The sequence below is a fragment of the Daejeonella rubra genome, from assembly GCF_900103545.1.
GTDB classification, from domain to species: Bacteria; Bacteroidota; Bacteroidia; order Sphingobacteriales; family Sphingobacteriaceae; genus Daejeonella; species Daejeonella rubra.
Map to the genome: position 1 here is coordinate 130,751 of NZ_FNHH01000005.1, position 24,313 is coordinate 155,063.

The window sequence follows — 24,313 nt, forward strand, 5'->3', positions numbered from 1 at the left end:
TAATTAAATAAGTTATCAATTCTGAATTAAGATAAACAGTTTACATTGAAGGTATATAAAAGTATTTTTCCTCTAATATTCATAGTTTTCATTAAAAGAAATTTATGATAGCTTGAAGAAATAGTACAGCCCTCAAGATATAATATTCGGAATTGCATGCATTGCCTGTTCATTCAGGTTCGTAACCAACAAAAAACATTAACAATGAAACTAGCATTAGCCTAATGCTCAAGCAAGATTCATTACTATAAAATCAAAAAATAATCAAATGAAAATATTAGGCATACAGGTATTAAAGGGACCAAATATCTGGTCGACCAGAAGGAAAAAACTGATTCAGATGCGTCTCGATCTGGAAGATCTGGAGCAACGCCCAACAAATAAAATTGAAGGATTCAGAGAAAGAATAGAGAAGCTGATGCCCTCACTATTTACCCATAGATGTTCACCGGGCTATGAAGGAGGCTTCTTTGAGCGTGTGGAAGAAGGCACCTGGATGGGACATGTTATTGAGCATATTGCCCTGGAGCTTCAATCGCTTGCCGGAATGGAAACAGGTTTTGGACGTACCCGCGAGACCAAGACCCCTGGAACTTATAATGTAGTTTTCAATTATATCGAAGAAACTGTAGGTGTTTATGCTGCCGAAGCATCGGTCCGGATAGCAGAAGCAATAATTTCAGGCGATGAGTATGATATTGAAAATGATATCATGACGATGAAAAAAATGCGCGAACGTGAGCGTTTTGGTCCGAGTACAGCCTCCATTGTTGATGAAGCTGTAGCCCGCAAGATCCCTTTTATCAGACTGAACAGAAGTTCTCTGGTTCAGCTTGGCTATGGTGTGAATCAGGTTAGGTTTAGAGCCACCATGACAGATAAGACCAGCAGCATTGCAGTTGATATAGCTGGTAATAAAGATGAAACAAAACGCATCCTGCAGGAGCAGGCTATTCCAGTGGCCAAAGGAATGACCATCTCGTCTGATGAAGATCTTGAAATTGCACTGACCCAAATTGGGTTCCCGCTGGTATTCAAACCCCTGAACGGCAATCACGGGAAAGGCGCAACGATCAACGTAAAAACACGTGAAGAGGCAATTGAAGCATTTGCCTATGCTCAGAAATATTCACACAGAGTGATTCTGGAGCGATTCATCACAGGGCATGATTTCAGAATATTGGTGATCGATAACCGTATGGTTGCTGCCGCTCAGCGTGTTCCTGCCAATGTTGTTGGCGATGGTTCCAATAGCATTCAGAAATTAATAGACATTGAGAATAGTGATCCGCGCCGTGGTTATGGACATGAAAATGTATTGACAGAAATCACGGTGGACAGAGATACCCTCGATCTGTTAGATAAAAAAGGGTATACTTTGGAAACAGTTCCGCCTAAATCAGAGATCGTTTACCTGAAATCGACTGCTAATCTGAGTACCGGCGGAACATCAATTGATGTGACTGACATGGTTCATCCGCAGAACGTATTTATGTGCGAGCGTATTGCAAGGGTCATAGGACTTGATATTTGCGGAATTGACATCATGGCAAAGAATTTAACAGAACTCCTTACAGAGAATGGCGGGGTTGTTCTGGAAGTAAATGCTGCTCCGGGTTTCAGGATGCACCTTGCACCAAGCGAAGGTCTCCCGAGAAACGTAGCTGCTCCGGTTATTGACATGCTTTACCCTCCGGGCAAGTCTGCAAGGATACCGATCATTGCCGTTACAGGCACCAATGGGAAAACAACTACAACCCGACTAATTGCTCATATTGTAAAAAACAATGGATTCAGGGTTGGCTTTACCACTTCAGATGGTGTTTATATCCAGAATTCCATGCTCCTAAAAGGAGATACCACCGGACCAATAAGCGCAGAATTTGTCCTGAAGGATCCAACAGTTGAATTTGCTGTTCTGGAAACTGCACGTGGAGGTATTCTCAGATCCGGCCTCGGCTTTGGACTTTGCGACATTGCGGTAATAACTAACATACAGGAAGATCATTTAGGTATTTCAGATATCCATACACTTGAAGATCTTGCTAGGGTAAAACAGGTGGTGGTTAACTCGGTAAAAAATGATGGCTGGGCAATTTTAAATGCTGATAATAAACATTGCGTTAAGATCGGCAAAGATGTGCATTGCAATGTAGCTTACTTTACTATGGATGAAAAAAATCCGGTAGTAAAAGAACACTGTCGCAAAGGAGGTATAGCGGCAGTCTATGAAAATGGGTTTGTAACGATCAAAAAAGGCGACTGGAAGATCAGAATTGAAAAAGTGACCCATATTCCGATTACTTTTAATGGTACAGTAGGCTTTATGACCCAGAATGTGCTTGCAGCAAGTCTTGCAACCTTTGTTTGGGGCTTTAAGATTGAAGATATCCGTTTATCGCTTGAAACTTTCATTCCCTCCGCGGCACAAACCCCGGGCAGGATGAATATTTTTGAACTTAAAGAATGCAAGATCATGGTTGATTTTGCTCATAACCCTGATGGGCTGAGAGGAATTAAAGATTTTCTTTCCACTCTTGATATCAAGCGAAGTACAGGAATTATCTCAGGTACAGGTGACCGGAGAGATGAGGACTTGCGTGAGATAGGCCGAATCTCTGCTGAAATGTTCGACAATGTGATCATCTGTCAGGAAAAATACCTCCGTGGCCGTGATAGAGATGAGATTGTAAAACTCATCATTGAAGGACTAAAAGAAGTAAAACCTGAAATTGATATCCAAATAATTAACAAAGGTAAGGATGCATTTAATCATGCAGTCAAACATATTATACCAGGTTCATTTGTAACTATTATTGGTGATTCTGTTTCAAATGCAGTAGAATTAGTTCAGGATTATCAGGATAAAGAGATAGGCATTTAATTTAAGCGGAATGAAGCATGATCTGTCTGATTGATCATGCTTCATCAGCCTAAACAGTAAAAAGAATTAAATGGCAACAATACCCCCATTGGCAGAACGGATGCGTCCGCAGACGCTTGACGACTATGTCGGACAAAAGCATCTTGTTGGCAAGGACGCTATATTACGCATCGCTATCGAAAATGGAAGACTTCCGTCCTTAATTCTTTGGGGACCTCCCGGTGTAGGAAAAACTACATTGGCATTTATCATTTCCAGACAGTTAAACCGCCCGTTCTTCAGTCTGAGCGCTATCAATTCGGGTGTAAAGGATATTCGCGAGGTAATCGAAAAATCCGCTTTACTAAAGCAGGAAAATGAAAATCTTCCGATCTTATTCATCGACGAGATTCACCGCTTTTCAAAATCACAGCAGGATTCCCTCCTGGGTGCGGTAGAACGCGGCTTGGTTACCCTGATCGGTGCAACTACAGAAAACCCTTCTTTTGAGGTGATATCGGCATTACTTTCAAGAAGCCAGGTATATATTCTTCAAAATCTATCGGAAGATGACCTGCTTGAATTATTGCATAAGGCAATAGCCCAGGATAGTTATTTACGGGAAAAGAAGATCACCATTAAAGAGCATGAAGCCCTGCTGCGTCTTTCGGGAGGTGATGCAAGAAAACTGCTGAATGTACTTGAACTAGTTGTAAATGCGGTGAATAAGGCTGAAGTGATCATCAGCAATGAATTGGTTCTGAAGCATGTGCAGCAGAATATGGCGATCTATGATAAAGCAGGAGAGCAGCATTACGATATTATCTCGGCATTTATCAAATCTATCAGGGGTAGCGACCCCAATGCCGCAGTATACTGGCTTGCGCGCATGATAGCAGGTGGGGAAGACCCATTATTCATCGCAAGAAGATTACTGATTTTAGCTTCAGAGGATATCGGCAACGCAAATCCGAATGCCCTGCTTTTAGCTAATAACTGTTTTCAGGCAGTCAATGTTATCGGATGGCCGGAATCCAGAATTATATTATCCCAGGCTGTGACCTATCTGGCCTCCTCTGCAAAAAGCAATGCAAGCTATGAAGCAATTGCTAAAGCTCAGGAGCTGGTTGCCAGAACAGGCGATCAATCTGTTCCGCTTCATTTACGAAATGCCCCAACCAAACTGATGAAAAACATCGGGTATGGCAAGGAATATGAGTATTCACATATGCATGAAAATAATTTTTCGGAGCAGGAATATCTCCCTGAAAACCTAAGCGGAACCCTTTTATATGATCCGGGGAAAAACCCTGCAGAAGAAAAAATTCGGGAACGCTTAAAATTTCTGTGGAAGGGAAAATATAAATATTGACCTCTGAGAAATCATACATTAATCACCAGTTAAATAAATTTCATTTTTAAATATGACTTTAACATTCCTGATACATCAGTCTAAAGCCTTCTGGCGGTCGAAAAATACAGGTAAAAGCATCGCCATGCGTATAGTCATGGGAATCCTGATCCTATACCTTCTGTTAAATGTATTAGTGGTCGCGTTCTTCATGGACAGGATACTTGAAAAGACTTATCCGAATCAGGAGATCATCCAGTCATTCAATAGTCTGCTGCTCTATTATTTTTTAATTGACCTACTGATGCGTTTCCAAATGCAGGAATTACCAACCCTTGCTGTAAGGCCATATCTGCACCTTCGCATCAATAAAAATCAGCTGATCAATTACCTTTCACTAACATCACTTGGAACAGCATTTAACCTCACCCCACTACTCTTAACCTTGCCATTCCTGATCAAGATCATACTTCCTGAACATGGTCCTGCAGGGATCTCGGCTTATATTATAGCCATTATCGGACTGACCCTTACGAATCATTTTTTCAGCCTCTGGCTAAAGCGTAAGGTTAATCTTAATGCTGTGTGGATGCTGATATTCTTTGGAACACTAATCCTTTTTGTTTCTCTGGATTTTTATTTCAACCTCTTTTCAATTTCTGCACTATCCGCACGGATCTTCAATTCACTGATAGCTGCACCCCTATATTGTATTATTTTCCTTTTGGCTGCAGGTATCATTTACCTGATCAATTACAGATATTTGAAGAGTAATTTGTACCTGGAAGAACTGCATTCTGCGGATGTTTCGCATAAGTCAAGCACAGAGATTCCATTTTTAGGAAGATTCGGCATGGCTGGTGATCTGGCTGCGAATGAGCTGAAACTGATCCTTCGAAATAAACGACCACGCTCGGTGATCACGATGAGTTTGTTTTTTATGTTTTACGGACTGATTTTCTATAACAGGCCTGATTTTTCGGCCTATCCGATCATATTTTGCGGCATGTTTATGACCGGAATTTTCATTATAAATTATGGTCAGTTCATGTTTAGCTGGCAAAGCGCACATTTTGATGGTATCCTGGTTAGCAAAGTAAGAGCAAAAGATTTTTTCAAAGCCAAGTTTTTGCTGTTCACTATGTTCTCAACATTAAGCTTTCTGCTGACTATCCCCTATGTTTATTTTGGCTGGAGGGTCCTGGTCATACATTTCATTATGTTCACCTGGAACCTTGGTGTAAATACGCTTCTCGTTTTATTTTTTGCGAACCGGAATTACCGAAGAATTGATCTCAGTAAAGGGGCAGCATTTAACTGGGAAGGGGTTGGTGCATCTCAATGGATATTATCTATTCCATTATTATTAGGGCCTTTCATTATTTACCTGCCATTTAATCTGCTGGATTATCCAGAAGCAGGGCTTGCAACAATAGGCCTCATAGGATTGCTATTTATCCTAAGCAGAGAGTTTTGGATGAACAAACTAATTTTACAATTTCAGGAAAAACGTTACACGATTGCTGAAGGATTTAGAAATGAATAATATGATTGAGATAAAAAATTTAAAAAAAGGATATAATGGGGTAACGGTTGTGAACATCCCTCAGCTGAATATTAAAAAAGGCGAATCAATTGGTCTGGTGGGAAATAACGGTGCCGGAAAAACAACACTCTTTCGCATGATGCTCGACCTGATCAGACCGGATGCAGGTGAGGTATTGTCTAAAGAGAAAAACGTTGCTGATAATGAAGAATGGAAAGATTATACTGCCTCCTATCTGGATGAAGGTTTTTTGATCGACTATCTTACCCCTGAAGAATATTTTCATTTTATAGGTGGACTCCACAATAAAAACAAGGCACAGATCGATTCAGAACTAGTGCAGTTTACTGAATTTTTCAATGGGGAGATCTTAAAAAAAGGAAAATACATCCGTGACCTATCCAAGGGAAATCAAACAAAAGTTGGTGTTGCTGCAAGCCTGATACAGAATCCGCAAGTTTTGATGCTGGATGAGCCTTTCGCCAATATTGACCCAAGCACACAGATCCGTCTAAAAAACATAGTGAAGGAATTAAGCAGAGAAAAACAGATCACTACCATTGTTTCCAGCCATGACCTGAACCATGTCACTGAAGTGTGCGATCGCATACTATTGATGGAAAAGGGAAAGATAATCAAGGACATTGCTACAAATTCAAATACACTTCAGGAGCTGGAACAATACTTTTCTGTATTATCTTAGCATTTAATTGAAGCATTTTAACAATGAATTTAGATCTGACAGGAAAAAGAGCACTGGTTTGCGGAAGTACTCAGGGAATTGGAAAAGCCACAGCAATTGAACTTGCTCTATTGGGAGCAAATGTCACCCTGCTTGCACGAAATGAAGAAAAACTTCGGCTAGTTTTAGAAGAACTGCCTATTCAGAAAGGTCAGGAACATGATCTATTAATTGCTGATTTTACAGATCCCACGCTGCTTAAAAGTATCATCGAAAATTATACAACAAAAAATAGTGTCGACATTCTGATCAATAACACTGGCGGACCAGCAGGCGGCCAAGCTATAGATGCCGCTACGGAAGAATTTATCAATGCATTTAACATGCATTTGATCTGCAATCAGATACTTGTTCAGGCAATTGTCCCAGGAATGAAGAAAAATCAATTTGGGAGGATCATTAATATCATATCGACCTCTGTAAAAACTCCATTAAAAGGACTGGGTGTATCCAATACTATCCGTGGGGCGGTTGCAAGCTGGGCAAAGACCCTGGCACTGGAACTAGGCCCATTTGGAATTACTGTCAACAATGTTTTACCGGGATTTACCATGACCGGGAGACTGGAATTCCTGATCAATTCCATCGCAGAAAAGGAAGGCAAAAGTACTGAGGCAGTAAAAAATGAAATGGTAAGCACTATCCCTGCTGGAAGAATTGCAGATGCCACAGAGGTTGCAGCAGCAATAGCTTTTCTTGCCAGCCCTGCAGCATCTTATATTAATGGAATCAATGTTCCTGTAGATGGCGGAAAAACTCCTTCATTGTAAATCTTAATTCATTAACCATGAATACACTTAAAATAATCCAGTTAAGCATTTTGATTCCAATTTCGGCCTGTTTTACTTTAGCAGGGGTATCTCCATTACATTTAAATTCACCTCCAAGGTATCAGGATACTGAAACTAAAATAATTGCTGAAAACGCAAAACTAAAGCTAATTTCAAACCAGTTCAAGTTTACCGAAGGACCTGCGGTTGATAAAAAAGGCAATGTATTTTTTACCGATCAGCCGAATGATAAAATTTGGAAATACAGTACCGATGGACAATTAACTGTCTTTCTTGACAAAACCGGTCGTTCCAACGGAATGTATTTCGACAAGAAAGGCAATCTTATTACTGCTGCAGATGAGAAAAACGAACTCTGGTCGATCAGTGCTGATAAAAAAACAACAGTTCTTTTAGATAACTATCAGGGAAAGCTTTTCAATGGGCCCAATGATCTGTGGATCGACTCCAAAGGAGGTATCTATTTTACAGATCCCTATTATCAGCGGCCCTATTGGGAAAGAAAGAAAACTGAATTAGATGGACAGTATGTTTATTATTTAGCAAAAGGCAAAAAAATTCCTGTCATTGTTGATAGTAACCTGGTAAAACCGAACGGCATTGTAGGGTCAGCAGATGGAAAAAGCTTATTTGTTGCCGATATAGGCGACAAGAAAACCTATAAATACGGTATCGCTAAAAACGGAACATTAATAAACAGAACATTGTTTGCAGAAATGGGCTCTGACGGACTTACACTTGATAACAAGGGTAACTTGTATCTAACCGGCCGGGGTGTAACTGTTTTTAATTCTTCAGGTAAACAAATTGAGCATATAGATATTCCGGGATGGACAGCCAATGTCTGTTTCAGCGGAAAGAACAGAGATGTACTGTTCATGACTTCAAGCACATCTGTGTACACATTACAAATGAGGGTAAAGGGTATTTAAAAAAGCTCATCCACAAAAAAGCCCTTCAAGATTAACTCAAAGGGCTTTTTTTAATACTTTTAGATCTATTTATTCAGCAGGAGCTGCAACCACTTCACCTTTGATGTAAATTACTTTAATCGGTGTTTTTGCATTTGACCTGATGGTTAAGCCCTTACTGAAAGGAGCAAGTGCAGCAGCGTTATAGGTAACTGTAATAGTACCAGACTGACCTTTTAACACAGGTGTATTCGTGTATTTTGGAACAGTACAACCACAAACGCTTTCTATATTACTTATTATCAATGGCTCATCTCCAGTGTTTGTAAACTTAAACTCAACACTTACTGGTTTACCCTGTGGGATCTTTCCAAAATCATGAGTTTCCTTTTCAAACTTGAATTCAGCTTTTTCTTCAACTTTAAATGCTGTTACAGACGCAAATAAAAATACTACGCTGCAAAGAATGATTAACTTTTTCATAATAATTTAATTGTTTTTTAAGGGTAATGAAGCTTGCATTAGCTTTTATATCTAATTCGTTATACGAGCAATAAGCTCATGCAGGTTTCATAATTATTAAACGGTTTTGGTTTTACGTTTTCCCTAATCCGAATACTATTCGAATCAGATTAAAAGAAAGCGGGGTTAGCTAATATCAACAAAATTAATAATTTAGGTGATTAGAAATCAAATAAACAACAATTGTTATTCAAATGTTACCTGAGACATTGCCAAAGCACAAAGAATTTATCATGCTCTACAGCAAGATATCATTAAAATCAGGTGGTAATAAAACAATTCCAGATATTTCTTTTAAATATCAGCCATAACCTTTACCCCCTTTTCAGAGGTAAAGGATATTAAAAAATGAAGTTTTAGAAACGTCGTTCCGGTTTTTTATCTTCAGAAACCCGCACACCAATTTTCCGGCCATATAATTCGGTTCCGTCAAGTGCTTCAATGGCTTGCTGTCCGGCTGCTTCATCATCCATTTCGACAAAGCCAAAGCCTTTACTTCGGCCACTTTGTTTATCGATGATCAGCTTCACAGAAGTAGGTTCACCGTATTTTTCAAAAATTTCTCTTAACTCCCTTTCATCTACTTTAAATGGAAGGCCTCCAACGAAAATATTCATATGTTTATTAATTGTTTAGTTTCTATTTATTGATTTACCATCCCCTGGTAATATGGGTGTTTGTCGATCCTGGTAATTTCAGGACCACCTATAGCTGTTAATACACGTCGGGCACCAACCAGCGTTCTGGATTGAAAATCATCATAATTCTTTGATCCGCTGATCATGCTATTGATTCTGACTAGTCCTGCGGCCTGAATAAATTCACCATTACCAATATATAGTGCAGTATGGGTTACTCTCATATTCCGCTTATCACCGGCGAAGAACAAATGGTCACCAGGCTTCAAATTCTTCAATGCCTTTGAAATACTTAGCGTATCATTATCATGAATATCTACTTTATCACCAACTAAGGCCTGCTGTGAAGCATCTCTAGGAAGCACTATCCCATTGAGCAGGTAGCTGGTTTTGGTGAACCCACTACAATCCATTCCTTTAACAGATGTCCCTCCCCATAAATAAGGAATGCCAAGAAAATTACGTGCTGTTTTCAATATTTGCTCGGCAGTAGGATCAGGGCGGTTTTTCCACTGATCAAAAGATTGAGCCTTTTTAATAGAAATATAGGCGATACGTTTATCGGGAAAAGAAACTTTGTAAAATCCGTTTGCTTCAGATAAGACCTGTAAAATATTGCCCGCTACAAGATCAGAAACCGGCAGGGATGATTCAGAAGCCTCCGAATATGCGAATCCAAATAAATCAGTATAAACTACTTTCTCTGCAGCCTGCCAGTTTTCAAAATCTGCCTTATTCATAGGAGTAACTCCCCCTGTTTCAGTCCAGGATAAATAATTATCAGGAGTACGAACAAAAAAATGACCTTTTTCCTTTTTTAAAATTTTAACCGGGGTTCCTAAGGTGGCCTGAGTAGCCATCTCTGCCGCATGATTTGGTGCGTATCGGGTATTAATCACTGAAAGGTTGGCAACACCATAGATCTTTTCCGCCAGATTCTTAGCAGGTAAAATCTCATCATTGATGATCACCGATATGTTTTCTGCTTTTAATAGAGCTTTAAATTCCTGAATTGCTTCCGGCTTACTCACCTGTAAATTGAATGCTAAAGGTTCTGATGTTTCAAGTTTGAGCTGAAAAAATTCTGTTCTTTTATCAGGAGCATATTTTTTTTGAATCTGAGCTGATAACTCGTTAACTCTCCTGATAAGGGTTGAATCAGGCAGGGCCGCTTCTATAGACGAACTGATAAATAGGATCAGCGCAATTAAAAAAAGTTTCTTCATATAACAAATAAGTCGAAAATTGGATGTTGTTCAATCTGAACGATACATATCCCAATTTCATATAATTCATAAATTTAAACAAAGAATATGAAATAAGTATTAAAAATACGGGGTTGTTACCTTTTTGTAAACCTGAATTTTAAGCATTTGAATTACAGGATCTAAAAGTTCAAAGATTGAGAAAGAGCAGCACTGGAGACTAAATTTTCCTAAGCCAATCCATTAAGGATGGATATTTATAGGTAAAATTCAATTCTCTATTAGTTCTTTCACTGGAAATGAGTTTCCACCTGAGTTTTTCGGAGATGAAAGTTGGAGGGTTCAATTGCTCTGAACTTGCAGCAAGGGTATAAAACTCTTCCTTACTGGGATGAGATGGAGAACAACCAATATATACCCCTTCTGCGGTTTCAAAATCTATCAGGCAATTGATCAGACTTATTACATCATCCTGATGGATCATGTTTACAGGCGCCAAGCCGTTTGGAATATTTGTTTTCCCCGCAAAAAACCTCCCTGGCATTCTCTTTGGGCCGATCAATCCGGATAATCTTAGCAGGATTACCTTCATGTTTAAGCTTGATAATAAGGCCTCTGTTTCTGCTAAAACAATTCCGGATTCAGTTTCCGGATCTATAGATGAAAATTCTGTGAGTATAGAATTGGAATCGGGATAAACTGATGTGGAACTTATGAAGATCAGTCTGGATACTCTGCTATTAACTAATTGATCTTTAATAGTTTCAGCCATTTTCCGATAATTAGCCATGCCATCAATGCTTCCTCGTCCTGGTGGAACAGAAACGATTAGTATATCTGCATCCAGGAAGTCATGCAGATCAGGATTATTGCTTACTGTATCAAATTGTACTAAATATGGGTCAATACCAGACTCCTTAAAGATCGCTAGTTTATCCGGACTTGTGGTGCTTCCTTTAACCTTAAACCCCCTTGAAATAAGGTTGAGAGCCAGCGGAAAACCTAGCCATCCGCATCCCAATAGACTTATTGTTCCTTTATTTTCCATTTATTTTCATGTCAAATGTACATCGATTAATCCTTAATCTGCTTTTGGCATTAGGTTTGAAACAATTCTGGTAGAAATAAACAGATCATCATGAAAAGAACAAATTTAAGAATAGCAACATTCGGATTAGCCATCGCTACATCAACATTGCTGTTTCAAGGCTGTGCAACTGCCACAAAAACACAAAAAGGTGCAGTAATTGGTGCAGCAACAGGTGGTACACTTGGTGCCATAATTGGTAAGAAAGCTGGTAATACAGCTGTTGGAGCAATCATCGGTGGTGCAATCGGTGGTACAGCGGGTGCATTAATAGGTCGTAAAATGGATCGCCAGGCTGAAGAAATTAAACAATCAATTCCAAATGCAGAAGTTATCCGTGAAGGTGAAGGTATTATTGTAAAATTTGACTCAGGTATATTATTTGATGTAAACCAAAATACCCTGAAAACAAATGCACGTTCTAATATCGAGAGTCTTGCAACGTCACTTAAAAACAATCCGGAAACAACAATTTTAATTGTTGGACATACCGATGCTACTGGTACAGATGCATACAACCTGAAACTTTCAGAACGTCGTGCAGCAGCAGTTAGATCTTATACTATTGCTCAGGGAATCACTGCATCACGTTTAACAACTGAAGGAAGAGGTGAAAGTGAAGCAATCGCAGATAACACAACTGAAGAGGGCAGAGCTTTAAACCGTCGTGTTGAGATCGTGATCGTTGCTAATGAAACAATGAAACAAGAAGCAAAATCAAGTGTTCAATAAATAATAATTTTTTTAAAAAAGCCGCATTGGATTACTCCAATGCGGCTTTTTTATTTACCAGGCTCTGTACTTCTTCGTCTCTGTTATATGTGCAAGATGATGCTCTCCATGCCAGACATACATACTTAGCACTTCGGCCAGAGAATAATTTCTACCCCGTTCAGGGTGATAATAAGTTTTGGCGAAATCCTGAGGTTTGAATGTTCTTATAAAAGAAACCCACCTTCTGTGAAGGCTATCCAGAAGGTCAAGAGAATCTTCAACCGGACTGTACTTAGCCTCCTCACATTCAGCCCAGCGTTCTTCATGATACAATCTGATCGTAGGATTGTCTTCAGTGAATGCTAATTTGAAACGTATATAAGCATTTGCATGACTGTCGGGAAGATGATGTAAAACCTGCCTGAGGGTCCAGCCTCCTTCTCTGTATGGAGTATCCAGCTGCACATCATCCAGATTGGAAACTGCCAGGCGGATTTTAGACGGCAATTCAGCGAGTCTGTCAATCAGGATCGCATACTCATCATCTTCAAGCTCCCTGTAGGTAAACTTGCCAATAGGGTATTTTAGTTTTTCAAGATCTGTACTCATATTAATTATTTTTAAACCATGAATGACCGCATTAATAGTGCATGGCGACCTAAGTCCTGATCACCTGTTACCTGCCAATACTGGCCGGCCTCATAAATGTCAATTCCTTTAGAGAATAACATCCATGCTATATTCTGATCAATATAAACATGCGCATCTGACGGCCCTTCTGTAAGAGTAAATTCCCATTTATTATCCCGCCTGATTATTGTCCATACCCCACCGGCATCACCAACGATCTCCACAGAAATTATCGTGTTGACAACAGGATGGAGGTCTCTGAAGTGATGGGGCAAAGCCTTCATACATATCTCCAAAAATGGGTTATAGAGGTGTCGGTCCAGCAATAAGCGGGCACCCACAGCCTGCCTGATCTGCTGTTGATGTAACCACCTTTCAGTAAATTCTCTGGCAATGTCAAAACGATTATCAGAAATTTCATCACCTGCCCAGGAGACCGGAAATATCGCATTATCGTCAGGATCCAAACCTTTCAGATAAAGGTATAATTCCTCCTGAATTATTTTTAATTGAGCAACTAGGATCATGGGGCTAACTCTTTCAAAAGCACTAACCCATCCGGCGTTTAAATTATTAAGGTAATCAAGTAATTCGGCCTGGTTATTTATCTCAGCAACAGTCATCTTATAGCCATCACGGCCGATGGATAATCTTCTTATTGCCCCATCAAGTAAATGTGCCACTATATCTTTCACTCTCCATTTCTTACAAATGGTATCATTATTCCATTGCTGCGGACTTAAGCCAGACAGAACCTCAATCAGTGAAGAATCAAGTTGGGGAAAGAGTGGTAAGACATCAATCATATGATCAGAGGATCTTTTTAAACCATTTTAACAATCCGCCTTTATTTCCATATGGAGGATATGCGAATTTACTGAAATCCATGGTTGACTGAAACATTACCCCTCGTTCATGAGAAAAAGCCTTAAATCCATAGAAACCATGACAGCTGCCATTCCCGCTGTTGCCAATGCCGCCAAAGGGGAGGTTGGGATTAGAAATATGCAAAACCACATCATTTACACAAGTTCCGCCGGCAGAAGTTTGCCTGATCGTATCCTGAACTATTGAATCTGAACCTGAAAAAATATATAAGGCCAATGGTTTTGCTCTTTGGTTGACCAGATCGATCGCTTCCTGAATAGAGGAATAGGTAATTACCGGTAATAATGGACCGAATATCTCTTCCTGCATAATTGCCGATGAAAGAGATACCCTGTTTAAAATAGTTGGTTCAAGAGTTTGATCTTCATCGCTATCTGTACCCCCTTTCACAATGACTGCACCCTCCTCAATAGCCTTATTCCTAAGATCCTTTAACCGATTGTAATGCCCTGAGCTAATGATCTTTCCATAACTTGATCGATCAAGCATATTGTTTTTACGGTATAACTGATCGATCTTCTCTGATGCAAGCCTGAGAAACTCCTGCTCCTGTTCTGTTTTAACTAAAACATAATCAGGGGCAATACAGGTCTGCCCGGAGTTCATAAACTTACCCCAAACTATCTTTTCTGCTGCTTTCTCCAGGTTCGCATCTTCGGCAATAATTGCCGGTGATTTTCCTCCTAACTCCAGCGTTACCGAGCTCAAATGCTTAGCCGCAGCTTCCATTATAACCTTACCGATCTTCGGACTTCCGGTAAAAAAGATATGGTCGAATGGTAATTTTAAAAGCGCTTCAGATAAAGTGGCATCACCTTCAAAACAGGCAGCTTCCCTGCTTTCAAAATGATCATTGATCAATTTTGTGGCAAGGGCAGCGGTCGCGCTACTTAGTTCGGAGGGTTTGAGCATAGCTGTATTCCCGGCAGCAATTGCAGAAACCAGGGGGGCTATGAGAAGCTGAAAGGGATAATTCCATGGGGCAATGATCAAAGAAACGCCCTTAGGCTCATAGTATATTCGATTTTTTGTGAACAAACTACTCATACTTGCAGAAACCCTTCTGGGCTTCATCCAGGAGGAAAGATTCTTTATTGCAAAATCGATTTCAGCGTAAACAAAGTAAACCTCTGTTAATGCAGCTTCAAATTCACACTTGCGCAAATCTTTCTCCAGTGCATCAAAGATCAGCCTTTCATTCTCCTGAATCAGAAATTTTAGCTTTTTGAGCTTTTCCTTCCTTTCATAAGCAGTGGTATTTCTTAAAATTAAGCTATGAGCCCTTTGCAGCTCAAATATTTGGTTGAGATTTTCTTGCATAATGGAGAATAAATCCAGCTTTTAAGCAGGTGTACTGATTTCTAAAAATTCATTGCCGGATGTTTCTGATTAAAGTTTGTTGCCTTTTGATAGGCCTGTGCGATTTTCAATAATTTACCCTCGCCAAACAACTGTCCGGTAAAGGTAATGCTTGCAGGCAAGCCATTTCTGAAACCATTGGGTAAAACTACACAGGGATGACCACTTAAATTTGTAGCCAGCAAATTTTGCCCAAATGCAGGTGCAATAAAAACATCGATACCCTTCATTTTTTTATTCAGCTGCTCAATTAGCATCGTTCTTGCCCTGTTGGCCTGAATATAATCTATAGCTGGTATAAAATGAGCAGACCTGAAACCACTTGGCCAGGCATTTTTATCCTGTTTCACCATCAGGTCGTCACGATTCGACAAAGTCAGCTCCTCAAAAGCAGCTCCTGACTCAGCGGAAAGAACGATCAGCATATCTCTGTAAGGCAATTCAGGAAGTTCCAGCGAAACCATCTCAGCCCCCATTTCTTTTAATTTTAGGATACTTAAACTGTCATTTGCTGAATTTGCATACTTTCTGCTGAATTCGGACTTGATATACCCGATCCGAATTCCCTTCAGACTTGATCCAATGGGTGAACTATAGTTGAAAGGCGCTGAAATCAGGCTCAGGTCTTTATCATCTGCCCCTTGAATAGCGTTGAATACGATGGCACAATCTTCCACACTTCTGGTTATAGGGCCAAGCTTATCCATACTCCAGCTTAAGGCCATTGCACCATATTTACTGATCCTGCCAAAGCTCGGACGGAGTCCGGTTGTGCCACATTCTGAGGAAGGTGAAACAATAGATCCAAGAGTTTCAGATCCGATAGCAAAGGGCATACATCCGGCAGCCACCGCTGATGCAGATCCTGCTGAAGAGCCGCTGGAGCCTCGGTTAAGATCCCATGGATTTTTAGTTTTGCCACCAAACCACACATCACCCATAGCTAATTCGCCTAAAGTCATTTTTGCGATCAGTATAGCACCGGCACTCTCCAATTTGGTAATAACGGTTGCATCCACATCAATATTCTGATCCTTATAAGGAACTGATCCCCAGGTAGTTTTGTATTCCTTTACTGCCAGAAGGTCTTTTGCTCCAAAAGGAATTCCATGTAATAATCCCCTGTATTTACCGGAAGCGATCTCGGCATCAGCCTTTTTTGCATTCCTCATGGCACGCTCTTCAGTAATTGTTATTGCAAATAGTAATTTCGGATCATATTTTTTGATCCGGTCAATAAAAAAGCGGGTCAATTCAACAGAAGATATTTGTCTGGTACGGATCAGTTCAGCTAATTGTCTGACAGTAAAAAAGGCAAGATCATCTTTTGTTGCAGGCATTTTCAAATTCAGCTCGGATGATGCTTTAAAATAGTTTGCCTTGTCCGGGAACTGGTACGCTACCGGAAGCGGATTGAAATTCAAGGCCGGCGAAACAGAATTAGGAATATTTAATTTGCGTATTGCTACCAAGCTTTTTCGCTGTCCTTCCAGATCTGTAAGCATAGAGTCAGCCTCAACATCCGTAAAATCAAGTCCCATGATTTTTTGAGCTTGTTTAACCAGAGAAATGCTGATCTTTTCTTCTTCTGCCTTTTGGGTGATAAAACCACCAAGCGTAAAACTTAAAAGGCAAAGCATAGCAATGATACTATTTCGGCGGGTAATGAGTTTCATAGGATGTTATTTATGGTTGAGCATAAATTTAATGAAAGAAACAGTAAATTAAGCCCTCAGATAATATTTATATGACACGTCGACTTTCCATCTTATTTATACTAATGGGTACCTGTATTTCCTTGCAGGCACAAACCACAAAAACTGGTGTTTTGGTAATCGGTAATACACCCACAGCAGTTGCGGCATCTATACAATCTGCCCGATCAGGTGCAAAGACCATGTATCTGACTCAATCCTTATCCCTTAATGCAATATTTTCTGAAGAGGATCTGCCTTTTATAAAGAATATTAGAAATCATTATTCTCTGAAAGAAAGAAGGAGATCAAAAGCCACAGACTCGATCATTGCCTTACCTGTTATTCTTAAACAGGCCTCTAATCTGATTAAAAGCATCAGTGATTCTGTTAAAAACCTGACTATTAATAATAACAATGCAGTTGATGATATCAAAAAAGACGGGAAAGGCTGGGAAATAAGATTAAAAGGCGGTCAGAAGATAAAGGCTGATGTGGTAGTTGATGCAACCGAAAATCTTTCTATTGCGTCTATGCTTAAGATAGATGTGAAAAAAACTATGGTCATCACCGGCAACAGTACTAATCCTTTTGAAAATAAACTTTACAGAAGTTCGGTAGCCCTTGGATACCTGGAGGATAGTTCCCCTTTTACGATTCCTATGGGTTCATTGATCCCTCAGGCAGTAGAAAATTTCATCATCATTCCTAAACAGACCGGCAAAATAAAGCTATCAAAAATGTCTGCGGGACAAGCTGCAGGCACCATTGCATCCTATTGTGCTTTCTTCAATACAAGCACAAAAAACATAAATGTGCGGGTAGTACAGGGCGAGTTACTGGCATTTGATGCAATACTTATCCCTTATTCGGATATTGAGCTGAAAGACCCTAATTTTCTCACTTTTCAGCGCCTGGGTCTTAGCGGACTTATAAAATCAGGTTTAACAAATGGCAAGATACATTTTGACACTGCCGGGTTTGTAAAAGCTGAAGACCTACGAAGCTCCATGAGAGAATTCTACACAAGAAGTCAGCTTTGGTTTGCGGATAATAAAAAAGATACTTTAACTATTGATGATGCGATCAGTCTGTTCAAATTCATTGCTAACCGCGGGAATGAGCTCAATAAGGAGATAGAAGAAGGCTGGAAGGTAAGCTTTAAACTGAACAGTGTCTATGATCCCAAAAGAAATATTAGCAGAAAAGAATTTGGTATTCTGGCCGATAAATATCTTCAACCCTATAACATACGAGTGGATATATCCGGGAATTTATTACGCTGATCTATTAAAAATTCAAAGAAGAAATTATGAAAAGCTTAAAAACACTTTTATTTTTCTTTGGGATACTGCTTATCAGTAACTCTCTGATTGCACAGGGCCTTAACAATGAGGTCGTTAAAGCGAACATGATCATTGACTGGGAAAGAGCAAAAGCCTATACCAAAGAATATCTTGATGCCATGCCAGAGGATGGTATTAATTTTAAACCTATGGCAGATATCCGCAGTTTCGCAGAGCAAATGCTCCATATGTCGCAGGGAACAATTGGTATAATCTCTATCGGAACCGGGGCTGAGCCTATCTTCCAGGGGAAAGTCCTTGAAAAAATGGATGAGTATAAAAATAAAACAGCTTTGACCAGGGTTGTTCTTGAATGCTATGATTATGCCATTGAATCTATAAAGAATATGGATGCATCAAAAATGGACAATTTGGTAAAAAGGGGGAATTATGAGACAGACCAGTTTGGATGGTTGAATAAAGCCTTTGAACATCAAACCCACCACCGTGCACAAACAACGATCTATCTTAGATTAAAAGGTATCAAGCCACCCAATGAAAAATTATTCTGATAATAGGAATACATTGCCTTATTAAATTTTTTCTGTTCGAATAATCTTATCAGATGATTAGTTCAACTCTTGCAGCTGAGATATATATCACCTGTTTCGTGTAAGATTTTTATTTCCAGAATTTAAAATTTTCAAGGGGCTAACCTTCCTCATCCGGTAACAATTCATAGCAGTTTCACCGAGTTTGTTGATCAGTTTATAGTTGACGATGGCACCAACTGCTGCTCCGATAACAGGTATAAGCTGAGCCATTTTTGCCAGATCAATATAATCCCTGTATTCCTGCTGAAAGGTACGCCAGTCGAAATGCTCCACATCCTCCGGGAGCGACTTAACATAGGAATCCCAGTCTGACATCCGCTTAAACACCTGATTCCTGCCCTGCTGACTTGAGAAGGCGAGCTGGAAAATATGCAGAATGTACAAACGTTCCTTATAATCCTTCACATCGTAACCATATAAGGCTGCAATGTCAAATAAGAGTTTCATTTTTATGCCGATCAGAATTGGAAATTCAGCAAGACCAAGCAAAAAACCACCTGCACCTGTCACAGCTCCTTCGGCTGAGGCTGTTTTTCTGTAAAACTCAATCCTTTCCTTCACAAAAGCTTCTCTAAGCTGTAATGAACTATCTTCCCTTGCCTCTTTAGTGATATATTTTGCACCAAAAAGAACTGCTTTGACCATCTTTTCAATCGCAATAGTAATTGCATTATGAACTTTCTCCGGGATCAGATTATTAAGACGGCTTTGCATACCCTTGGCGAGCTTATCCAGAATTGAAGGCTTTTTTTGAATCTTCAGTTTCCAGTGTTCGAGTTCCTTATAGGCTTTGATTTCGTAAGGTAGCATCTGCTTATATATTCAAGATTAGGCCAATTCAAGCAATTTACTGAAATTATCTGTCAGAATATTCAATCTATAAAATTTGAATCTGCCATTTTTCTTTGAATGAAATACCAAAATCAATGGCTTTCAATTGATGCAGAACTTACTAACTTGCATTAACCAAACCAATGAACATGCGTAAACTTTCTTTTCTGCTCATCAGTCTGTTTCTGATAAGCAATTTATTTGCTCAGGTATCTCCAAAAGAACATTTCGGTTTTACTATCGGCGATGATTATCAGCTTGCCAATTTTACTCAAACCGAAGAGTATTTTAAAAAACTGGCTGCAAGCTCAGACCGTGTAAAACTACTCGGTATAGGAAAGACAGAAGAAGGACGCACTCATCCCATGATGATCATTTCATCACCTGAGAATTTAAAAAAACTCGACTATTACAAAGAAATATCACAAAAACTGGCACGTGTTGAGGGACTTTCTGAACAGGAAGCCAGGGATTTAGCAGAAAAAGGAAAAGCAATAGTCTGGATTGACGGAGGCTTACATTCAACTGAAACTCTGGGGATCCACCAACTCATTGAAACTGCCTGGAATCTTGCCAGCCGCAAAGATCCCGAGACTTTGCGCATCCTTGAAAATACCATCATCCTGATGACGCATGCAAATCCCGATGGACATGAGCTGGTTAGTGACTGGTATATGCGCGAAAAAACACCTGAAAAGCGTTCACTACAACATCTGCCGCGTTTATATGAGAAGTATGCGGGGCATGATAACAATCGTGATTTCTTCATGATGAACCTGAAGGAGACACAAAATATCAGCAATCAATTATTTATTGAGTGGTTACCGCAGATCATGTATAATCACCATCAGAGAGGCCCTGAAGGCTCAGTTGTGGCAGGTGCACCTTACCGTGATCCTTTCAACTATGTTTTCGATCCTATTCTGATGACCAGCCTTGATGCGGTTGGAGCAGCGATGAACAGCAGGCTAAATACTGAAAATAAACCCGGTTATACCCAAAAGAACGGATCAGTATTCTCTACCTGGTATAATGGAGGCTTAAGAACGATCACCTATTTTCATAATATGGTAGGATTGCTGACTGAAACTATAGGAGGACCCACTCCATCAGAGATCACGCTGGTTCCTGAAAGGTTAATTCCGAATGCGGGAACAACCTTTCCGGTGACACCTCAAAAATGGCATTTTAGGCAGTCAATAGATTATTCCATTTCCATGAATTATGCGGTTTTAAACTATGCCCAGAGACACCGCGATGAATTGCTTTATAATATTTACCTGATGGGAAAGAATTCTATCGAAAAAGGCAGTAAAGATACCTGGGGGCTGTCACCAAATAAGATTGAAGCCATTAAAGATGCTCATCAAAAAGATCTTGGAGGGACCAGAACATCCGGAAAACAGACTATCCCAACAAAATATTTTGACCAGGTAATGCATGACCCTGCAAAAAGAGATGCAAGAGGTTATATCATACCGGCAGGACAGGCCGATTTTCAAACTGCCACTAAGTTTGTCAACGCCTTGATCCGTTCAGGTATTCTTGTACATAAAGCAAGCGAAGATTTTATCCTGAATGATAAAAAATACCCTAAAGGCTCTTTTATTGTAAAAACGAATCAGGCATTCAGGCCACATGTTCTGGACATGTTTGAACCACAAGACCACCCAAATGATTTTCAATATGAAGGTGGCCCTCCAATTGCTCCATATGATGCAGCCGGATGGACATTGGCGTATTTGATGAATGTTGAGTTCGATCGCTTCCAGGAAGATTTTAACGGACCCTTCCAGCGTATTCCTTATGGCGAACTTCAAAGTACTGAAGAAAGAGCGATTGCTTCAGAAAAAGGCTATCTGATCAATGCAGAAGCAAACAACGCATTTACAGCAGTCAACGAACTTTTACAGGCTAAAGAAAATATATTCAGGATCAGTGAAGGCGAAAATAAAGGTGACTTTTTCATTCCGGGTAGTACAAAAGCAAGAAAAATTCTTCAGGATATGGTTTCAAATCCGGGGCTGGAGGTTAGAGGCACTTCACAGATACCTAAGAATACTATCAAACTTTCAGAATTACGAATAGCATTATGGGATACCTATGGAGGCTCTATGTCTTCGGGCTGGGTAAGGTTATTAATGGAACAATATCGGTTTAAAGCAAAGCTTATCTATCCACAGGATATTGATGCTGGTAACCTTCATTCGAAATATGATGTGATCATATTCGTTCCGGGTGCAATACCGGCCATTTCTACCCGTACTCCTTCTGCTGGAATGTCAGACCCTAAACCTGAAACAATACCAGCGGAATTCAGAGCTCAGTTAGGCCGGATCAGTCAGGACAAATCTATTCCTGAACTAAAGAAATTCATGGAACAGGGCGGGAAGATCGTTACGATTGGAAGCAGTACAAATCTGGCTTATCATCTGGATCTACCGGTCAGAAATGCGATCGTTGAGATGGGAAAAGACGGTCAGGAACGCAGGTTACCAGCTGAAAAATACTATGTACCAGGAAGTGTTTTGAGTGTGAGCGTTGATAACGATCTGGCATCAGCATGGGGAATGCCGAAAAAAGCGGATGTCTATTTTAATAATAGTCCGGTGTTCAGAATCTCCACTGATGATATTTTAAAAGGAGATATCAAACCAATATTATGGTTTTCTACCTCTGCACCATTGCGCAGTGGATGGGCATGGGGACAGGCTTACCTGAGAGATGGAATAACTGCCTTTGAAGCCAAAGTTGGTAAAGGTAAACTGTATGCCTTCGGACCGGAAATTACCTTCAGAGCACAAACACATGGCACATTTAAGCTGCTTTTTAACCAGTTATACTCAGGTGCGGAAAAATAATGCTGAACATACTGTGTAAGGTTATAGACAGGAAATCTGAATAGATCAAAGGAATTAAATTATTTATGTAATTTAATCGGCTGAAACTAACCGATCAATTTCATGAATAATATTTCCAAAACCATTGTTTTGCTGATGGGTATTTTTCTCTTTTACGGAGAAACAAATGCCCAGGATTACAGCAATTATGCACAAGTATCCCAGCGGATAAACGCACTTTCTAAATCTTACCCCGGACTGGTCAGGGTAAAATCACTGACCAAAACATTTGGCGGTAAAGATATCTGGATGCTCACTATCGGCAGCGGGCAGACTGACCAAAAGCCTGCAATTGCCATTGTTGGAGGTGTTGAGGGATCCCACCTTTTGGGTACAGAGCTTGCTCTTGGATTTGCTGAAAAACTATTAAATGCTTCATCCCAGGATAGCATCAAGGCTCTTTTAGCAAAAAATACATTTTATGTTTTCCCTAATATGAGCCCTGATGCCACTGAACAATATTTTTCACAGGTTCGCTATGCACGAAGCTCCAATGCCCGCCCTACAGATGATGATCGCGATGGGAAAATAAACGAAGACCCTTTTGAAGATCTCAATAAAGACGGGAAAATTAACTGGATCCGTGTTGAGGATGCAACAGGAAAATACAGATCCAATCCTGAAGATCCACGTTCCATGATCCTGGCAGATCCATCCAAAGGAGAAATCGGTAAATATCTTCTCTTTTCTGAAGGTTTAGACAATGATAAAGACGGAAATTTCAACGAAGACGGTGAGGGTGGCGTTCATTTTAACAAGAATATGAGCTATGCCTATCCTAATTTTGTTCCCGGATCAGGAGAACATATGGTATCAGAAAATGAGAACAGAGCCTTGTTGGATAACCTGTTTGAAATGTTCAATATCCACTCCGTAATTACTTTCGGGCCCTATAACAACCTTTCTGTGCCGGTTACATTCAATGCCCCGGCTGTTGCAAAAAGAGTAATTAGCGGGTACTATGAAGCAGATTCAAAGACCAATGCACAGGTTTCTGAGCTCTATAATAAAGTAACAGGTTTAAAAGATGCTCCTAAAAGCAGTGCCACTGGCGGCGATTTCGCAAATTGGGCCTATTTCCATTATGGAAGAAACAGCTTCAGTACGCCGGGCTGGTGGGTTCCAAAAGCTAAAGCAGATACTGCCAGAAAGGAAAAGGATCTTAAAATTGAAGACCAGGTCTCCAATTATTTGCGATGGGCAAAAAGCGAAAAGATCGAAGGCAGCTTTGCAGAATGGAAAAAGATCGATCATCCGGATTTCCCCGGACAAAATGTTGAGCTGGGTGGAATTGATCCATTCGTATTAATAAATCCTCCATATAAACTGGTTGAAGGACTGGTAAAAAAACATCATGATTTTATTCTTGAATTAAGTAAAAATGCACCCTCAATCGACCTGATTAATATTAAAAAAGAAAAATTGGGAGATGGGCTTACAAGGGTAACTGCAACACTAATAAATAATGGAGCCCTGGCCACGCAGACCAAAGTCGGGGAGCGCAGTTATTGGGTAAAAAAGATCAGTGTTAAGTTAATTCCTTCAGCAAATCAAAGTATTATCAGTGGGCGAAAGAACCAGATGATAGATGCAATTGAAGGACAGGGTAATAAAACACTGACCTGGCTGATCAAAGGATCAGGAAAGCTAAGCATTGATGCGGGCAGCCCAACAAGTGGCTCAAAAAGCATTGAATTAGCTTTGTAATATTCCACTTGATCTTTCACAATTAATAAAGAGA

General features: G+C 39.9%; 20 protein-coding genes. 11 read left to right on the top strand and 9 right to left on the bottom strand.

Annotated elements, in window-relative coordinates:
• The first annotated feature begins 268 nt into the window (after window positions 1–268).
• The 6 genes from cphA to BLR27_RS05395 all read left to right on the top strand — a co-directional run bounded on the left by cphA (window position 269) and on the right by BLR27_RS05395 (window position 8,225).
• Window positions 269–2,884, top strand: coding sequence for a cyanophycin synthetase (gene cphA / locus BLR27_RS05370; RefSeq protein ID WP_090701445.1), 2,616 nt, complete (start codon window positions 269–271; stop codon window positions 2,882–2,884).
• A gap of 70 nt (window positions 2,885–2,954) precedes the next feature.
• Complete coding sequence (locus tag BLR27_RS05375) at window positions 2,955–4,235, top strand: replication-associated recombination protein A (RefSeq protein WP_090701448.1); 1,281 nt, start codon at window positions 2,955–2,957, stop codon at window positions 4,233–4,235.
• 52 nt (window positions 4,236–4,287) lie between these two features.
• Window positions 4,288–5,760, top strand: coding sequence for a DUF5687 family protein (locus BLR27_RS05380; protein WP_090701450.1), 1,473 nt, complete (start codon window positions 4,288–4,290; stop codon window positions 5,758–5,760).
• A 1-nt stretch (window position 5,761) separates the two neighbouring features.
• A complete protein-coding gene (locus tag BLR27_RS05385) occupies window positions 5,762–6,463 on the top strand; it encodes an ABC transporter ATP-binding protein (protein WP_090701677.1) in 702 nt (233 codons plus the stop codon).
• Between the two features lie 23 nt (window positions 6,464–6,486).
• Window positions 6,487–7,272, top strand: coding sequence for an SDR family oxidoreductase (locus BLR27_RS05390; RefSeq protein ID WP_090701453.1), 786 nt, complete (start codon window positions 6,487–6,489; stop codon window positions 7,270–7,272).
• A 17-nt stretch (window positions 7,273–7,289) separates the two neighbouring features.
• Window positions 7,290–8,225, top strand: coding sequence for an SMP-30/gluconolactonase/LRE family protein (locus BLR27_RS05395; protein ID WP_090701456.1), 936 nt, complete (start codon window positions 7,290–7,292; stop codon window positions 8,223–8,225).
• 69 nt (window positions 8,226–8,294) lie between these two features.
• Here BLR27_RS05395 and BLR27_RS05400 read toward each other — a convergent pair whose 3' ends face one another.
• The 4 genes from BLR27_RS05400 to BLR27_RS05415 form a co-directional block, all read right to left on the bottom strand.
• Window positions 8,295–8,687 (bottom strand): DUF1573 domain-containing protein, encoded by a 393-nt coding sequence (locus BLR27_RS05400; RefSeq protein WP_090701459.1) that lies wholly within the window; start codon window positions 8,685–8,687, stop codon window positions 8,295–8,297.
• 395 nt (window positions 8,688–9,082) lie between these two features.
• Window positions 9,083–9,343 carry an RNA recognition motif domain-containing protein gene (locus tag BLR27_RS05405; protein ID WP_090701462.1) on the bottom strand — a complete coding sequence of 87 codons (261 nt, stop codon included), beginning with the start codon at window positions 9,341–9,343 and terminating at the stop codon, window positions 9,083–9,085.
• A 26-nt stretch (window positions 9,344–9,369) separates the two neighbouring features.
• The gene (locus BLR27_RS05410; protein WP_090701465.1) at window positions 9,370–10,590 is read right to left on the bottom strand and encodes a C40 family peptidase; all 1,221 of its coding nucleotides are present in this window, start codon (window positions 10,588–10,590) and stop codon (window positions 9,370–9,372) included.
• Window positions 10,591–10,789: 199 nt separating this feature from the next.
• A complete protein-coding gene (locus BLR27_RS05415) occupies window positions 10,790–11,617 on the bottom strand; it encodes an SDR family oxidoreductase (protein WP_090701469.1) in 828 nt (275 codons plus the stop codon).
• A gap of 90 nt (window positions 11,618–11,707) precedes the next feature.
• Between BLR27_RS05415 and BLR27_RS05420 the strand changes: the two genes are divergently transcribed.
• Window positions 11,708–12,388, top strand: a complete 681-nt coding sequence (locus BLR27_RS05420; protein ID WP_176767614.1) for an OmpA family protein — start codon at window positions 11,708–11,710, stop codon at window positions 12,386–12,388.
• A gap of 54 nt (window positions 12,389–12,442) precedes the next feature.
• On the opposite strand, the gene BLR27_RS05425 is transcribed toward BLR27_RS05420, so the two are convergent.
• From BLR27_RS05425 to BLR27_RS05440, 4 genes are read right to left on the bottom strand one after another with little or no spacing between them, the layout of a single operon-like run.
• Window positions 12,443–12,979, bottom strand: coding sequence for a YfiT family bacillithiol transferase (locus BLR27_RS05425; protein ID WP_090701477.1), 537 nt, complete (start codon window positions 12,977–12,979; stop codon window positions 12,443–12,445).
• A gap of 11 nt (window positions 12,980–12,990) precedes the next feature.
• Window positions 12,991–13,806 (bottom strand): maleylpyruvate isomerase N-terminal domain-containing protein, encoded by an 816-nt coding sequence (locus BLR27_RS05430; RefSeq protein WP_090701480.1) that lies wholly within the window; start codon window positions 13,804–13,806, stop codon window positions 12,991–12,993.
• A 4-nt stretch (window positions 13,807–13,810) separates the two neighbouring features.
• Window positions 13,811–15,208, bottom strand: a complete 1,398-nt coding sequence (locus BLR27_RS05435) for an aldehyde dehydrogenase family protein (protein ID WP_090701483.1) — start codon at window positions 15,206–15,208, stop codon at window positions 13,811–13,813.
• 41 nt (window positions 15,209–15,249) lie between these two features.
• Window positions 15,250–16,923, bottom strand: a complete 1,674-nt coding sequence (locus BLR27_RS05440; RefSeq protein ID WP_090701490.1) for an amidase — start codon at window positions 16,921–16,923, stop codon at window positions 15,250–15,252.
• Between the two features lie 71 nt (window positions 16,924–16,994).
• On the opposite strand from BLR27_RS05440, the gene BLR27_RS05445 reads away from it, so the two are divergent.
• On the top strand, window positions 16,995–18,227 hold the full coding sequence (locus tag BLR27_RS05445; RefSeq protein WP_143007703.1) for a hypothetical protein: 1,233 nt from the start codon (window positions 16,995–16,997) through the stop codon (window positions 18,225–18,227).
• Between the two features lie 26 nt (window positions 18,228–18,253).
• Entirely contained in the window at window positions 18,254–18,799 is a 546-nt protein-coding gene (locus tag BLR27_RS05450) for a DinB family protein (RefSeq protein WP_090701496.1), read from the top strand.
• Window positions 18,800–18,886: 87 nt separating this feature from the next.
• Here the strand turns inward: BLR27_RS05450 and BLR27_RS05455 are convergent, their stop codons facing one another.
• Window positions 18,887–19,651, bottom strand: a complete 765-nt coding sequence (locus BLR27_RS05455; RefSeq protein ID WP_090701499.1) for an EcsC family protein — start codon at window positions 19,649–19,651, stop codon at window positions 18,887–18,889.
• Window positions 19,652–19,821: 170 nt separating this feature from the next.
• Here BLR27_RS05455 and BLR27_RS05460 point away from each other — a divergent pair, with 170 nt between their 5' ends.
• Window positions 19,822–22,533: a M14 family metallopeptidase gene (locus BLR27_RS05460; RefSeq protein ID WP_090701503.1), complete on the top strand. Its 2,712-nt coding sequence runs from the start codon at window positions 19,822–19,824 to the stop codon at window positions 22,531–22,533.
• A 102-nt stretch (window positions 22,534–22,635) separates the two neighbouring features.
• Window positions 22,636–24,279, top strand: a complete 1,644-nt coding sequence (locus BLR27_RS05465; protein ID WP_090701507.1) for a M14 family metallopeptidase — start codon at window positions 22,636–22,638, stop codon at window positions 24,277–24,279.
• The last annotated feature ends 34 nt before the right edge of the window (window positions 24,280–24,313 follow it).

Bases quoted from the DNA above. Each gene is read 5' to 3' on its own strand.
- BLR27_RS05430 (WP_090701480.1), bottom strand. From the start codon at position 13,806: ATGATTGATGTCTTACCACTCTTTCCCCAACTTGATTCTTCACTGATT.
- BLR27_RS05395 (WP_090701456.1), top strand. From the start codon at position 7,290: ATGAATACACTTAAAATAATCCAGTTAAGCATTTTGATTCCAATTTCG.
- BLR27_RS05400 (WP_090701459.1), bottom strand. From the start codon at position 8,687: ATGAAAAAGTTAATCATTCTTTGCAGCGTAGTATTTTTATTTGCGTCT.
- BLR27_RS05425 (WP_090701477.1), bottom strand. From the start codon at position 12,979: ATGAGTACAGATCTTGAAAAACTAAAATACCCTATTGGCAAGTTTACC.
- BLR27_RS05465 (WP_090701507.1), top strand. From the start codon at position 22,636: ATGAATAATATTTCCAAAACCATTGTTTTGCTGATGGGTATTTTTCTC.
- BLR27_RS05450 (WP_090701496.1), top strand. From the start codon at position 18,254: ATGAAAAGCTTAAAAACACTTTTATTTTTCTTTGGGATACTGCTTATC.
- BLR27_RS05435 (WP_090701483.1), bottom strand. From the start codon at position 15,208: ATGCAAGAAAATCTCAACCAAATATTTGAGCTGCAAAGGGCTCATAGC.
- cphA (WP_090701445.1), top strand. From the start codon at position 269: ATGAAAATATTAGGCATACAGGTATTAAAGGGACCAAATATCTGGTCG.
- BLR27_RS05385 (WP_090701677.1), top strand. From the start codon at position 5,762: ATGATTGAGATAAAAAATTTAAAAAAAGGATATAATGGGGTAACGGTT.
- BLR27_RS05440 (WP_090701490.1), bottom strand. From the start codon at position 16,923: ATGAAACTCATTACCCGCCGAAATAGTATCATTGCTATGCTTTGCCTT.
- BLR27_RS05445 (WP_143007703.1), top strand. From the start codon at position 16,995: ATGACACGTCGACTTTCCATCTTATTTATACTAATGGGTACCTGTATT.
- BLR27_RS05415 (WP_090701469.1), bottom strand. From the start codon at position 11,617: ATGGAAAATAAAGGAACAATAAGTCTATTGGGATGCGGATGGCTAGGT.
- BLR27_RS05390 (WP_090701453.1), top strand. From the start codon at position 6,487: ATGAATTTAGATCTGACAGGAAAAAGAGCACTGGTTTGCGGAAGTACT.
- BLR27_RS05460 (WP_090701503.1), top strand. From the start codon at position 19,822: ATGCGTAAACTTTCTTTTCTGCTCATCAGTCTGTTTCTGATAAGCAAT.
- BLR27_RS05375 (WP_090701448.1), top strand. From the start codon at position 2,955: ATGGCAACAATACCCCCATTGGCAGAACGGATGCGTCCGCAGACGCTT.
- BLR27_RS05405 (WP_090701462.1), bottom strand. From the start codon at position 9,343: ATGAATATTTTCGTTGGAGGCCTTCCATTTAAAGTAGATGAAAGGGAG.
- BLR27_RS05380 (WP_090701450.1), top strand. From the start codon at position 4,288: ATGACTTTAACATTCCTGATACATCAGTCTAAAGCCTTCTGGCGGTCG.
- BLR27_RS05410 (WP_090701465.1), bottom strand. From the start codon at position 10,590: ATGAAGAAACTTTTTTTAATTGCGCTGATCCTATTTATCAGTTCGTCT.
- BLR27_RS05455 (WP_090701499.1), bottom strand. From the start codon at position 19,651: ATGCTACCTTACGAAATCAAAGCCTATAAGGAACTCGAACACTGGAAA.
- BLR27_RS05420 (WP_176767614.1), top strand. From the start codon at position 11,708: ATGAAAAGAACAAATTTAAGAATAGCAACATTCGGATTAGCCATCGCT.